This window comes from Rhodovulum bhavnagarense (assembly GCF_004343505.1).
Lineage (GTDB): Bacteria > Pseudomonadota > Alphaproteobacteria > Rhodobacterales > Rhodobacteraceae > Rhodovulum > Rhodovulum bhavnagarense.
In genome coordinates this window covers 46,203-59,282 of the sequence record NZ_SLXU01000007.1, presented here as the reverse complement: position 1 = coordinate 59,282, position 13,080 = coordinate 46,203, and the positions used below count along the sequence as shown (strand labels likewise).

General features: G+C 65.6%; 10 protein-coding genes. 3 read left to right on the top strand and 7 right to left on the bottom strand.

What is annotated here, in order from left to right:
- Nucleotides 1-12: 12 nt before the first annotated feature.
- From pstB to EV663_RS08890, 4 genes are all read right to left on the bottom strand, one after another.
- Nucleotides 13-810, bottom strand: a complete 798-nt coding sequence (pstB, locus tag EV663_RS08905) for a phosphate ABC transporter ATP-binding protein PstB (protein ID WP_132951442.1) — start codon at nucleotides 808-810, stop codon at nucleotides 13-15.
- Nucleotides 811-831: 21 nt separating this feature from the next.
- Nucleotides 832-2,193, bottom strand: a complete 1,362-nt coding sequence (gene pstA / locus EV663_RS08900) for a phosphate ABC transporter permease PstA (RefSeq protein WP_132951441.1) — start codon at nucleotides 2,191-2,193, stop codon at nucleotides 832-834.
- Nucleotides 2,190-3,650, bottom strand: coding sequence for a phosphate ABC transporter permease subunit PstC (gene pstC / locus EV663_RS08895; protein ID WP_132951440.1), 1,461 nt, complete (start codon nucleotides 3,648-3,650; stop codon nucleotides 2,190-2,192). Before pstC ends, pstA begins: the two co-directional genes overlap by 4 nt.
- Nucleotides 3,651-3,714: 64 nt before the next feature.
- Nucleotides 3,715-4,746 (bottom strand): substrate-binding domain-containing protein, encoded by a 1,032-nt coding sequence (locus EV663_RS08890; protein ID WP_132951439.1) that lies wholly within the window; start codon nucleotides 4,744-4,746, stop codon nucleotides 3,715-3,717.
- Between the two features lie 313 nt (nucleotides 4,747-5,059).
- Here EV663_RS08890 and EV663_RS08885 point away from each other — a divergent pair, with 313 nt between their 5' ends.
- Together EV663_RS08885 and EV663_RS08880 are read left to right on the top strand one after the other, a co-directional pair.
- The gene (locus tag EV663_RS08885) at nucleotides 5,060-6,199 is read left to right on the top strand and encodes a glycosyltransferase family 4 protein (RefSeq protein WP_207904412.1); all 1,140 of its coding nucleotides are present in this window, start codon (nucleotides 5,060-5,062) and stop codon (nucleotides 6,197-6,199) included.
- Nucleotides 6,196-7,185, top strand: a complete 990-nt coding sequence (locus EV663_RS08880; RefSeq protein WP_132951438.1) for a UDP-2,3-diacylglucosamine diphosphatase — start codon at nucleotides 6,196-6,198, stop codon at nucleotides 7,183-7,185. The genes EV663_RS08885 and EV663_RS08880 overlap by 4 nt, the downstream gene beginning before the upstream one ends.
- A gap of 13 nt (nucleotides 7,186-7,198) precedes the next feature.
- On the opposite strand, the gene EV663_RS08875 is transcribed toward EV663_RS08880, so the two are convergent.
- Together EV663_RS08875 and EV663_RS08870 are read right to left on the bottom strand one after the other, a co-directional pair.
- On the bottom strand, nucleotides 7,199-9,715 hold the full coding sequence (locus EV663_RS08875) for a cation:proton antiporter (protein ID WP_132951437.1): 2,517 nt from the start codon (nucleotides 9,713-9,715) through the stop codon (nucleotides 7,199-7,201).
- 133 nt (nucleotides 9,716-9,848) lie between these two features.
- On the bottom strand, nucleotides 9,849-10,838 hold the full coding sequence (locus tag EV663_RS08870; RefSeq protein ID WP_132951436.1) for an NAD(P)H-binding protein: 990 nt from the start codon (nucleotides 10,836-10,838) through the stop codon (nucleotides 9,849-9,851).
- Nucleotides 10,839-10,985: 147 nt separating this feature from the next.
- Here EV663_RS08870 and EV663_RS08865 point away from each other — a divergent pair, with 147 nt between their 5' ends.
- Nucleotides 10,986-12,266, top strand: a complete 1,281-nt coding sequence (locus EV663_RS08865) for an aminotransferase class V-fold PLP-dependent enzyme (RefSeq protein WP_132951435.1) — start codon at nucleotides 10,986-10,988, stop codon at nucleotides 12,264-12,266.
- On the opposite strand, the gene truA is transcribed toward EV663_RS08865, so the two are convergent.
- A complete protein-coding gene (gene truA / locus EV663_RS08860) occupies nucleotides 12,242-13,009 on the bottom strand; it encodes a tRNA pseudouridine(38-40) synthase TruA (protein WP_132951434.1) in 768 nt (255 codons plus the stop codon). The genes EV663_RS08865 and truA overlap by 25 nt on opposite strands.
- Nucleotides 13,010-13,080 lie beyond the last annotated feature (71 nt).

Below are 13,080 nucleotides of genomic sequence, written 5' to 3'. Positions count from 1 at the left end.
GACAATCCTCCCTCAGCCGATCCGGCCGGTGATGTAGCTTTCGGTCCTGGGGTCTTGTGGATTTGTAAAGATCTGCCCCGTCTCGCCATATTCCACGAGATTGCCGAGGTGGAAGAACGCGGTCTTCTGGCTGACGCGGGCGGCCTGCTGCATCGAGTGGGTGACGATCACCACCGAATACTGCTCGCGCAGCTCGTCGATCAACTCCTCGACCTGGGCGGTTGCGATCGGATCGAGCGCCGAACAGGGCTCGTCCATCAACAGAACCTCGGGTTCGGTCGCCACCGCGCGCGCGATGCACAGACGCTGTTGCTGGCCGCCCGAAAGCCCGGTGCCCGGCGCGTCCAGCCTGTCCTTGACCTCGTCCCAGATCGCGCCGCGGCGCAGCGCGCGTTCCACGATCTCGTCCAGCTCGGCCTTGTTGCGGGACATGCCGTGGATCTTGGGGCCATAGGCCACGTTGTCGTAGATCGACTTGGGGAACGGATTGGGTTTCTGGAACACCATGCCGACCTTGGCGCGCAATTGCACCGGGTCGACCTTGGGGTCGTAGATGTCCTCGCCGTCAAGTCGGATATCGCCCTCTACGCGGCAGACATCGATGGTGTCGTTCATTCGGTTCAGGCAACGCAGAAAAGTGGACTTGCCGCAGCCCGAGGGGCCGATGAATGCCGTCACCGTCTTGTCCTCGATGTCCACGTCCACGTCCTTGATGGCATGGGTGTCGCCATAATACACTTGGCAGCCGCGGGCCGAGATTTTCACCTCTTTGGTCACTGCGTCCCTCTTCGTCAATGGATTGTCGTACATGTTACGGGTCCTTTCCCGGCCCTACCAGCGGCGCTCGAAGCGACGGCGCAGGATGATGGCGATCGCGTTCATGATCACGAGGAAAACCAGCAGAACGATGATGGCGCCCGAGGCCCGTTCGACAAAGGCCGGGTCGCCGCGCTGGGTCCAGTTGTAGACCTGCACCGGCAGCGCGGCAGCGGGTTCGAAAAAGCCGTCGGGCGGGCCCGAGGGATATTCCCGCACGAAGGCCACCATGCCGATCAGCAAGAGCGGCGCGGTCTCGCCCAGCGCCTGCGCCAGCCCGATGATCGTGCCGGTCAGGATGCCCGGCATCGCCAGCGGCAGAACGTGGTGGAACACCGACTGCATCTTCGACGCCCCGACCCCCAGCGCCGCGTCGCGGATCGAGGGCGGCACCGCCTTGAGAGAGGCGCGCGTGGCAATGATGATCGTGGGCAGCGTCATCAGCGTCAGCACGAGACCGCCCACGATCGGCGCCGATTGCGGCAGCCCGGCGAAGTTGATGAAAACGGCAAGGCCCAGGATACCGAACACGATCGAGGGCACCGCGGCCAGGTTCGAGATGTTCACCTCGATCAGGTCGGTAAAACGGTTCTTGGGCGCGAATTCCTCGAGATAGATCGAGGCAGCCACGCCCAGCGGCAGCGCCAGCACCAGCACCACCAGCATCATGTAGGCCGAACCGAGGATCGCCACGCCAAGCCCTGCGGCCTCGGGCCGTGTGTCGGACGCATCGGGCGCGGTGAAGAAGTCGAGGTTGAACTTGGTGCGCAGCATCCCGGCCTCTTTAAGGCGGTCGGCCAGCATCAGTTGTTCGGGCGAGACGTTGCGGTCAAGCGCGGCGCTTTCCATCGTCACCCGGCCTTTGAAATAGCCGTCGATCCGGCCCGCGGCCAGCACGTCGAATGTCACTGTTTGTCCGATGCGTGAAACATCGGCCATCACGTAGCGACGAAGCTGCGCGGGGGCCTCTTTCGAGATCAGCTCGGCCGCCTGTTTTGCTGTCAGACCATCCAGTGCGATACCTTGTGCGGCCATCGTATCCACCAGCCCCTTTTGCAGAAGCGGTGCGTAGCCGAAGGTGGTGACCTTGGAAATCGCCTCTGGATCCCGGGTGCCCGCCTTGTCGAGTTTTGCCGGGTCCAGGTAGACATCCAGCGTGATGAAGGTCTGGCGGAACGAGGACGCCCCGTTGAACAGGATCGACGAGATGAGCCCGATCACCGCCAGGATGCCGATTGTCACGGCGATCAGCCCCATCAGGCGAAAGCGTGCCTCGGCGGCATTGCGGCGGCGGGTGCGCTCGTCAAGCTGCAACAGAGAGGATCGGCGCTGGGGCGCTGCGGCGGGTTGGGCCGAGGGGTCGGTCGCGTCGGTCATTCGTACTGTTCCCGGTATTTGCGCACGATATAAAGGGCGAGGACATTCAGCCCCAGCGTGAAAACGAAAAGCGTGAGACCCAGCGCGAAGGCAACCAGCGTCTCGGGGCTGGCGAATTCGGTGTCGCCGGTCAACTGGCTGACGATCTTGACCGTGACGGTCGTCATCGCGTCGAAGGGATTCAGGCCCAGTTTGGCCGCGGCCCCAGCCCCCAGCACCACGATCATCGTCTCGCCTATGGCGCGGCTCGCCGCCAGCAGGATCGCGCCCACAACGCCGGGCAACGCGGCGGGCAGAACGACCTGGCGGATCGTCTCGGAGCGGGTCGCGCCCAGGCCGTAGGCGCCATCCCGCATCGCCTGCGGCACCGAGTTGATGATGTCATCCGACAGAGAACTGACGAAGGGGATCAGCATGATGCCCATCACGACGCCCGCCGTCAGAACCGAGGACGAGGACGAGCCAAGGCCCGTCGGTTCGGCGATCCAGTCGCGGATAAAGGGTCCGACCGTGATCAGCGCGAACAGGCCGTAGACGATCGTTGGAATCCCGGCGAGGATCTCGATCGCGGGCTTGGCCAGGCTGCGAAGCGTCTTGCTGGCATATTCCGACAGGTAAATCGCGATCATCAGCCCGATCGGCACCGCGACCACCAGCGCCACGAACGAGACGTAGAGCGTGCCCCACAACAGCGGCAGGATGCCCAGGTCAGATCCTCCGCGGAACTGCGGGTTCCACGTCGTCGAGAAAAAGAACTCGGAGGCTGGATACATCTGGAAGAAGTGAAATGTTTCGACCACCAGCGACGCGACGATGCCGACCGTGGTCAGGATCGCGACCAGCGACGACCCGATCAACAAGGCCATGACGAAGGTCTCGCTGATGTTGCGGGCGCGCAGATCGGGTTTGATCCGCAGGTAGGACCAGGCAAAACATGCCGCAGCCACCGCAAGAACCGCGATCGTCATAATCAAGCCGCCGGTCCGGTTGGCGTCGCGATAGACCTTGGCAGCCTCGAAAACACCGGGCGACACGTTAGACCCCAGTGCGATGCCCACCTCGCCGAGCCGACCGCGGACATTGGTAAAATCGGCGCGCATCGTTGCTAGGTCGGTCTCGGACACCAGGCCCTGATCGACAAGTTGTTCGATGCCGTCTGCGATGCGGCGCACGTCCGACATCACCAGGCCGCGGCTTCCGCCATCGGGCACGGCGCTGTCGGGGATCATCTCGCCGATGCGGCCGTCGATCACGACCGGTTGCATGAACAGCCACACCGCCATCAACAACAGTGCCGGCACAGCCGCGAACAGCGCCACCGACTGGCCGTAATAGCCTGGAAGAGAATGCAAGCGCCTGCCGTCGCCGCCCGCTGTCGCCACGGCGCGCCTGCGACCGAGAACGAAGCCAACGATCGCCAGAACCAGCACGATCGTGATGAGGATGCCTGCGCTCATGAAATATCCACCCCAAAGAAAAGGGGACGGGCGGCGCGTGCTGCGCCGCCCGCCTAGGTCTTGATCAGTTCAGCGGCCCCATCGGGGTGCGGTTGCGAACCATTTCCTGCGTCTTGGCCAGTTCCGGGTCGGACACCAGGCCATAGGCGGCCAGCGGGCCGTCGGGGCCGGCCATGTCGTCGGACACGAAGAACTCGATGTATTCCTGCATGCCCGGGATCACGTCGAGATGCGCGTTCTTGACGTAGAAATACAGCGGACGCGACACCGGGTATTCGCCCTTCGCGATCGACTCGACCGAGGGAACCACTCCGTTCATCGTGGCGACCTGAAGCTTGTCGGTGTTGTTCTGGTAGAACGACAGGCCGAACACGCCGATGCCGTTCTTGTTGGCATCCACGCGTGCCAGCGTCTCGGTGTAGTCGCCGTCGATGTCGATCGACACGCCGTCGGTGCGCAGCTGCATGCAGGCGTCCTCGGCGTCTTCGGCGCCGGCGGCCTCGTGGGCGGCCAGGGTGCCATTCTCTTCGCAGCCGGCGATGATCACTTTCTCGTCGAACACTTCACGGGTGCCGTGCTTGGTGCCCGGGATGAAGGCCAGGATGTCCTGCGCCGGCAGGTCGGCGCGCACGTCGGCCCAGGTCTTGTTCGGGTTGTCGACAAGCTGGCCGTCCTTGACGACCTTGGCGGCCAGCGCGGCGTGCCAGTCGGCCGGGGTGAAGGCGAAGGAGGGGCCGTTGATGTCCGAGGCAAAGACGATGCCGTCATAGCCGATGCGGACTTCCTGGATCTCGGTCACGCCGTTCTGGGCGCACAGGTCGATGTCCGACTGCTTGATGCGCGAGGACGAGTTGGCGATGTCGATGGTGTTTTCGCCCACGCCTTCGCACAGTTTCTTGCGGCCCGCGCCGGAGCCGCCCGATTCCACGACGGGAGTCGGGAAATCGAAGTTTTCGCCGAAGGCCTCGGCCACGATCGAGGCATAGGGCAGCACGGTCGAAGAACCGGCAATCTGAACGTTGTCGCGCGCGGCGGCGGAGGTGGCCGAGACGGCCGCGATCGCCAGCGCCGAGGCGGTCACTTTGATATAGGACATGCGTGCTCCTGAAGATTTGCTTTCGGGTGCAGATTCGCACCTGCCGCTGTTGGGTACCGGCCGTCAGCGACCCTTTTGTAAAATTTTTACAACGGTTTTATGACAGATGCGAGGGGCGGTTCCGCCGTGTGAATCGGGGTAATGTTGATCGCGTCCGGGGCGGGCAAAGCAAGGCCATCGGATGCGCGGCCTGTCATTGCGTGCCGGTCGTTGCGCGATCTGCCGCAGCCCGATCGGTAACGTGACACGGATTTGTCATGTGGCGCCGTTAACAGGCGTGCAATTCAAGGATGTGCACTGAAAGGAATTGCCCATGTCCATGGCCCTGGATGGCATGGCGCCGGTTGCCGAACCTGGTGGGGCAGCGCAGGTGTCGGTCCGCGCGCCCGATCCTCTCGTGACTGACGCTCAGTGGCTGCCCCGGCGGTTCCTGATCGTCAGCGACGCCTGGGCACCGCAGGTCAATGGCGTTGTGCGCACCTATGAACATATTGGCGCCGCTCTTGAGGCGCGCGGTTGCAGCGTCAAGGTGATCGGCCCGGCGGAATTCCGTAACGTGGCCTTGCCGTCCTATCCGGAAATCCCGCTGGCGGTCCGACCCTTTCGCGCGCTGGCCGAGCGGATCGAATCCTATGCCCCCGAGGCGATCCATATCCCCGTCGAGGGGCCGCTGGGCTGGGCCGCGCGGCGCTGGTGCCTGGAAAAAGGGGTCGGATTCTCGACCGCCTTCCATACCAATTTCCCTGCCTACGTCGCCGTGCGCATGCCCGGTGCGCTGCGCCGCGGTGCCGCGGGGTTGTCGGTGGCGATGTTGCGCCGGTTCCATGCGCCGGCGCGCCATATCTATGTCGCCGCCCCCTCGATCGAGGCCCAGTTACGGCAATGGGGATTTGCCAACCGGATCGTCCGGTTGTCGCGCGGTGTGGATTTCGACCAGTTCAATCCCGGCAGCCAGCCCCGCACACCCGGTGCCGGTCCGGTGATGCTGTTCGTCGGCCGGGTCGCGCCGGAAAAGAACATAGAGGCTTTCCTGAGGCTCGACCTGCCGGGGCGCAAGGTTGTGGTCGGCGACGGGCCGCAACTGGCCGTTCTGCGCGCCCGCTATCCGCAGGTCGAGTTCCGCGGCACACTGACCGGCAAACCCTTGGCCGACGCCTATCGCGCGGCGGATGTCTTCGTATTTCCCTCGCGCACAGACACCTTTGGCAATGTCCTGCTTGAGGCGTTGGCTTGCGGCCTGCCGGTGGCCGCCCATGATGCGCCGGGCCCGCGCGACATCGTTGCCGGCGAGCCGCTGTTCGGGGCAATCGACGACGACCTGGGCCGCGCTGTCGCGCGCGCGTTGGCCGCGCCGGGTACGCGGGCCGATCGTTACGCGGCCACGCGCGCGCGCTATAGCTGGGACGAGGTGGCGCGCGATTTCCAGGCCCACGCGGCGGGCCTGCGCACATGAGCAACCCAAAGCCGAGAAAGGTCCGCAGCGTTTTCGTCTCTGACCTGCATCTGGGCTACAAGGGGGCGGATATCACGGCGTTGAACGCATTTCTGCGCGCCCATGAATTCGAGCGTATCTATCTTGTCGGTGACGTGCTGGACGGTTGGAAACTGGAAAGCCGCTGGTACTGGAACCAGGATTACAGCGATCTTGTAGACATGTTGCTGGAACGTCGCCGCCGCCGGGTGCGTATCACCCTGATCACCGGCAACCATGACGAAAAGCTGCGCGACATCCTTGCGATCCTGTTCCGTCCGGTTCTGTTGCGCAGGTTCGGCATCAGGGTCGAGGAACGGATCGTCCACCGTGCCCGCGATGGGCGGGAATATCTTGTGATGCATGGCGACCAGTTCGACGGCGCGCTGACGCGGAGCAGTTCCCGGTTTGCGGATCGGATCTGGTCGTTCCTGGTTGAACGGGCGCTGGTCCGCCCGCGCCCCAGTGACGAAAATGCCCCGGGCCGGGGACGGCGCTGGTCGCTGGGAAAGGAAATCGCAAAGAACGCGCTCCATCTTGCCAATCGCTATGCGCGCCGGGCGCTGCGCCGCGCCTCGGAGGACGGGATGGACGGGATCGTCTGCGGCCACAGCCATTTGCCCTTGATGCGCAGGCAGGGCGGCATCCTGCTGGCCAATTGCGGGTCATGGACCGGTGCCAAGCAGGAGGGAGGGCACCATACCGCCGTCATCGAGACTCTCGAAGGGCAGTTCGAGATGGTCGAATGGCCCGCGATGCGTCCCGCCCCCGGCCATCCCCGCATTCAGGCCCTGCCGCCCCATGCGCCGGGCACGCGCCACCCCGATGCCGCCAGGCTGGTTCGTCTGATTCATGCGCTGTGGTCGCCACCGCGCATGGCCGAGGGCGATGCCGCCCCGGTCGCCTTGCCGCCCCATGAGGGTGCCCGCCTGATCGCCGGGGAAACCCGGTTGCAACAGGCGGGCTGACGCGCGGGCGGGTTCAGACGTTGCGCGGGCCGCCTTGTGACAACAGCGCCTCGGCGGCGATGCCCCGCTTGCCCGCGCTGTCGCGCACGCCCGCGCGCAGGATCGGACTGCGTTTCAGAAGGCGGCGGAACCGCGCCTCGTCAAGCTCCAGCAAGGTCGAGGGCGCGATCGCGCGCACCTCGGTCCGGCGCGGCCGCTGCATCAGCACCGCCAATTGACCGAACATGTCGCCCCGTCCCAGCCGCGAGGTCTGGCCCGCGCTTTCCAGTTCTACTGCGCCCGATGCTATGAAATAGACTTTGCGCGGCGTACTGTCCTTGCGCAGGATCACCTCGCCGGCATCGACATAGCGGCTGGTCAGCGCCTTGCAAAGCCGGGCCAGCCGTTCATCGTCGAGATCGGCAAATAACGGAAACTGACGCACCATTTCGGTCGCGCGTGCGGCCAGGTCCAGCGGCGGGCGCTCTTCGGCGGCGGCGCGGCGCGCGGTGATGTCCTGCATGAGCGCGGTGAACAGCTCTGGTCCGATCAGGCCGTCCTCTCGCATCAGCGTGTATTCGCGCTCCTCCAGCCTCAGCGCTGTGCGGCGGATCAGGCGGCGTTCCAGTTCCTCGGCATAGCCCGGATATTGCAGGTGCAGCCCCTCAAGAGCGGTCTCGACCGCCTCGATCCGACGCGAGAGCAACTCTTGCAGCAATTCGGCCACGCGCCGGCCATGGATTCGGCGGATGCGCCCCTCGATGAAGCCGCCGAGATCGCGCAGGATCAGGCGTTTTGACAGCAGCCGTTCAAAGCGGTCGGCGGTCAGCCGCGCAAGTGGCCGCGTCAGCCCGACGCGGTTGTGCAAAACCACCGCGACCCGGAACGACCAGCGATAGGTCAGCCCCTCGCGCGCCGCGCGCATATAGCCCAGCCGCCCACCGGTGCGTGCCCCTTCGATCAGGCGGTCGGCATCCGACAACAGCCTGTCTGCCAGCCGCCCCGATACGCTGCGTTCGCGCAGGCGGCTCACAACCGCGTCACGCTCGGCGCCGGCCAGCGCGATCAGGCCCAGGGTGATGCGGTCGCGGTCGAGAATCTCGGTATTTTCCTCGGCGCTGCGCACGGCTTCTTCCAGCCGCGCGCCGAACTGTTTGGCCTCTGAACGGACGACGTCATGGGGCAGGTCATAATTTTCCGTGGTTTTCGCCACGTCTTCGCGCACTGTCTGCAAGGCCACGGCGACCACCTGCCGCGACAGCGCCTCGTCCAATGGTGATAGCCGTTCCAGCCCCAGCCAGCGGATCACGGGACGCAACGTTATCCCCTGCACGATCAGGGTGAATAGAGTGAACCCGGTGGCCAGGACGCCTACCTCGCGCTTGACCTCCAGGGGCACGCGGAAACTTTCGGTGACTGCCAGTGCCAGCGCCAGCGTGACCGCACCGCGCAGACCGCCCCACAGGATCGCGACGCGATAGGGCCGTTCAACTGCCGGTGAAAGCCGTATGAGCCGCAGCAATGGCAACAGGCCAAACAAGATGATGGCGCGCGCCGCGATGGCGGCCAGGATCACCACGCCCAGAAGAACGAAATCCTCGGTTCTGACCTCTTCCAGCAGGCGCGGAATCAGCAGCGCGGCAAGGATAAAGATCAGTGCGCCGGCCCAATGCGCCAGCAGATCCCAGATTTCGCGCAGGTTCGCCCAGGCCTGCGGGGCAAGCCGCCCCGGCCCCGAAAGGTTCAGCGTGAGGCCAGCCGCCACCACGGCGATCACGCCCGAGGCGCCCAGGCTTTGTTCCGCGCCGATATATGCCAGGTAGGGCAGGGCAACCGAGATCGAGATCTGCGCAAGCTCGTGACGCTCGAACAGCCCCATCACCCAGATCGCCACCCGCGCGGCAACCCATCCGGTCAGCGCACCGCCCGCGATCAACAGTGGAAAGCGGGCCAACGCGTCCCCGAGGCTGGGGTCGGGCACACCCAGCATCACAAATCCCATGAACAGCCCGAACAGCGTGATCGCCGCAGCATCGTTGAGCAGGCTTTCGCCCTCGATGATCCGCGCCAGCCTGCGCGGCGCGGAAAGCGAGCGGAAGATCGACACCACGGCAGAGGGATCGGTGGTCGAGACGATCGCCCCGATCAGCAGGCAGGCAACCAGGGGCAGAGGGCTGACCCAGGCCAATGCATAGCCGACCATCATGGTCGCCACCACCACCGCAACCACCGCCAGCACCAGGATCGGCACCCAGTCGTCCAGCATGCGGCGCAGGTTCATGCCCAGCGTGACCTGGAACAGCAGAGTCGGCAAGAAAACGTAGAGAAAGACGTTTGACCGGATCGGCAATCCCAGGATTGCCTCGGCCGCCGGGTTCAGCGCATCCGTGATTTCGGTGCGCAGCAGCAAAATCGCCCCGGCCGCGATCAGCATCCCGAGCATCGCGAGGATCACGCTGTAAGGCAGGCGCAACCAGCCGGCCAGGGGCTCTGCCAGTCCGATCACGACGAATAGCGACGCGACGATGGTGGTGAGAACGACGATATCCATATCCTTGCCCTAGCGCGATTTGCCAAGGCGGGGAATGGTCTTGCCGTGTGCGGGGGCGCGGGATGCGCGGCTTGCCCGCTGGTTGGGCATCTTGTTGCCGGGCCGGTGCCGGGCCGGGCACCCGCCGGGCGTGTCAAAAGACCGCGTGTTCGCCCAAATCCACCGTTTCCTCGCCCGCGATCAGCCGGGCGTAGAACACCCTCAGGGTATCGCGGCCCGCCTCGGGGGTGGCGTCGGCGTCATACCGGTCGGTAACCGGGTCCAGCACCAACATCGATTCGGTCGCGTAATACTTGCCGATCCGGGCAAACTCTGCCTTGTTGCGCATCTTTGCCGAGACTTTTCCCAGAAGGGTCAGCACCGCGATGATCGTGTCCATCATCGCCACCGGGACATGTTTGAATTTCGGCTCTTGCCCCAGCAACTCGAACAGCATCCGGCCCTGGTCCAGCGGCGTGATCGCGGGGCCGGGGCCGCCGATGGGCAGGATGCGGTTCTGCCGCGCGGGATCGTCCAGACACTCTGCGATATAGGTGCCAAGATCGGCATCGCTGATCGGCTTGCAGGCGGTCAGCCTGCCATCGCCGAAGACGAGAAAGGGCTTGCCCTTGCGCACCCGCTCCACCTGCCCGGACAGCGACTTGAAGAAGGCCGTCGCACGCACGATGGAATAGGTCAGGCCGGATTTCACCAGCTCGTCCTCGAAGGCCAGTTTCGCCTTCTGGAATTCCAGGTCAGGTTTCTGCACGCAGATCGCCGACAGCAGAACCATCTGGCCCACACCGGCGGCCCTGGCGGCGGCCAGCGCATCGGAATGGGCCTTGTGGTCGATGGCCCAGGCGTCCGCAGGCGCGCCGCTGCGCGAGGCCAGGCACGAGACCAGCGCATCGAACCGCTCGCCCCGGAACCCGTCGCGCGCCAGCGATCCCGGGTCGGTCACGTTGCCGGTGCGGATCTCCGCCCCCTCGGGCAGGCCGCGGCGCGGGTCCGCATCGGGGCGGGGGCGCAGGAAACAGACCACCTCGTGCCCCTTGTCCAGCAGGGCGGCCACCGTCGCCCGGCCGATCGTGCCCGTCGCCCCCAGCATGAAGACGCGGCGCGGATTGGGAGAGGTATCTGGCATGTCGGGGTCCTTGTCCGGGGCGGTTCGCCGGCAGCTTAGGCAAGGCAGACGCGATGATGAAGGGGCAAACCCGCCTTGCGACTCCGCGCCTTGCGGCCGCTGCGCTTTTGCGGTTTTCTCGCGCGGCCCCAAGACAGGAGATCAGCGATGTTCGACACGGTTCCCGGCCTGATGCAGGAGATCCGCGCGCGGTTCGCCCATGTCGAAAGCTGCCCCTTCCAGGGCGAACGGGTGTTTTTCGAGAATGCCGGCGGCGCGCTGACCCTGACGTCCGTTGTCGACACATCCGCGAAATTCGCCGCGATCCCCGACAACCAGGGCCGCGCCAACCCCGCCGCCGCCGCGCTGATGGAGGTCATCGCCAGGGCGCGCACCGACATGGCCACCTTCTTCAACGCGCCCGACGGCCAGTTCATCGTCGGCGAAAGCGGCACGGAACTCTTGTTCCGCCTGATCGGCACGGCGTGCCTGGGCACCGGGTCGGGCCGCGTTCTGGGCTCCACCCTCGAACACCCGGCCTCGCGCAGCGCGGCCGACCGCTACGCACCGCTCTCGGGAAAGACCCATGTTCTGGTCGCCCATGACGATGCCACGGGCTCGGTCGATGCGGCGGCCTATGCGCCGCAGATCACCGCGGACACGCGGGTTGCCACGATCCTGCACACCTCGCCGGTGACCGGCATGGGCGTGGATGTCGCCGCAATCGCCGCCGAAATCCGGGCCATCGCGCCCGAGGCCTATATCATCGTCGACGGCATCCAGCACGCCGCCCATGGCCGCATCGACCTCTCGGCCTATGGCATCGACGGCTACGTGATCTCGCCCTACAAGGCGTTTTCGCGCCACGGCTACGGGCTTGCCTGGCTGTCCGACCGCCTTGCCGCGCTGCCCCATGACAGCCTGATGAACGCCCCCGGTTCCCCGTGGGAACTGGGCACCCGCGATACCGGTGCCTATGCCACCTTCTCCGATGTGGTCGCCTATTTCGACTGGCTGGGCGGCCAGTTCACCGACAGCGCCGATCCCCGCACAAGGATCGAGGCCGCCGGCCGCGCCATCCACGCCCATGAGGCCCGGCTGACAAACGCCATGCTGCACGGCACCGGCAACCTGCCCGGGCTGGCACAGATCGCGGGCGTTACCGTAATCGGCGGCATCGACAACCCCCGGCGCGAGGGGCTGGTCTCCTTCACCCTCGACGGCATGCCCGCCGCCGAGATCGTGGACCGGCTCAACGCCGCGGGCATCCGTACACATACACGCAAGGCCGACCATTACTCTGGCAACATCCTGACACCTCTGGGGATGGAGGCCGCGGTGCGCGTCTCGCTGTGCCATTACAATACCGAGCAGGAAGTTGCCCTCTTCCTTGCGGCGATGCACGACATCGTTGGCTGCGGGCGTCAGGCGAACGGATCGGGATCATAGCCGACCCCGGCAAGATACAGCCCCTGCGGCGGACAGACCGGCCCGCAGGCGGCGCGGTTTCTTGCCGCGAGTGCGGTTTTCACGTCTTCGGGCGCCCAGGCGCCCGCGCCTACCCTTTCCAGCGTGCCCACGAAACTGCGCACCTGGTTATGCAGGAAACTGCGCGCGCGGACATGGAACCGGAATTCGGCGCCGCCGGGATAGGCAAGCTCTTCGATCTCCAGCGCGTCCAGCGTCTTGACCGGGCTGGCCGCCTGGCAGATCGAGGCGCGAAAGGTCGTGAAATCGTGCCGCCCCAACAGGTGGCGCGCAGCCTCTTGCATCGGGGCAAGCGCCAGCGGATGACCTACCTGCCAGACCCGGCCCCGGTCATGGGTCACCGGCGCGCGGCGGCTGACCAGTCGGAACAGGTAGCGCCGTTCATGGGCAGAGAACCGCGCGTGAAATTCCTCGTTCACCCGCGCGCAGGCCACCACAGCGACCGGGGCGGGTTTCAGGTGATAGTTCAACGCCTCTGACAGGCGGAACGGGTCCCAGTGCTTTTCGAGATCGCAATGGGCAACCTGTGCAAGCGCATGCACGCCCGCATCCGTCCTGCCCGCCGCCGAGATCGAGGGCACGCCCTGTTCCAGCCGCGCCAGTGCGGCCTCGACCGCACCCTGGGCAGAGGGCTGGTCGGCCTGGCGTTGCCAACCAGAGAACGGCGTGCCGTCATATTCGATTTTCAGTGCATAGCGGGGCATGGCGCCCCGGTTACCGCGACAATGCTTCCATGGCAATCGGGTGCATCGGGGGCTGGCAGGATGCGTCAGGC

Excerpts from the sequence above, each read along its gene's own strand:
- pstB (WP_132951442.1), bottom strand. The coding sequence starts at position 810 with ATGTACGACAATCCATTGACGAAGAGGGACGCAGTGACCAAAGAGGTG.
- pstA (WP_132951441.1), bottom strand. The coding sequence starts at position 2,193 with ATGACCGACGCGACCGACCCCTCGGCCCAACCCGCCGCAGCGCCCCAG.
- pstC (WP_132951440.1), bottom strand. The coding sequence starts at position 3,650 with ATGAGCGCAGGCATCCTCATCACGATCGTGCTGGTTCTGGCGATCGTT.
- EV663_RS08890 (WP_132951439.1), bottom strand. The coding sequence starts at position 4,746 with ATGTCCTATATCAAAGTGACCGCCTCGGCGCTGGCGATCGCGGCCGTC.
- EV663_RS08885 (WP_207904412.1), top strand. The coding sequence starts at position 5,060 with ATGTCCATGGCCCTGGATGGCATGGCGCCGGTTGCCGAACCTGGTGGG.
- EV663_RS08880 (WP_132951438.1), top strand. The coding sequence starts at position 6,196 with ATGAGCAACCCAAAGCCGAGAAAGGTCCGCAGCGTTTTCGTCTCTGAC.
- EV663_RS08875 (WP_132951437.1), bottom strand. The coding sequence starts at position 9,715 with ATGGATATCGTCGTTCTCACCACCATCGTCGCGTCGCTATTCGTCGTG.
- EV663_RS08870 (WP_132951436.1), bottom strand. The coding sequence starts at position 10,838 with ATGCCAGATACCTCTCCCAATCCGCGCCGCGTCTTCATGCTGGGGGCG.
- EV663_RS08865 (WP_132951435.1), top strand. The coding sequence starts at position 10,986 with ATGTTCGACACGGTTCCCGGCCTGATGCAGGAGATCCGCGCGCGGTTC.
- truA (WP_132951434.1), bottom strand. The coding sequence starts at position 13,009 with ATGCCCCGCTATGCACTGAAAATCGAATATGACGGCACGCCGTTCTCT.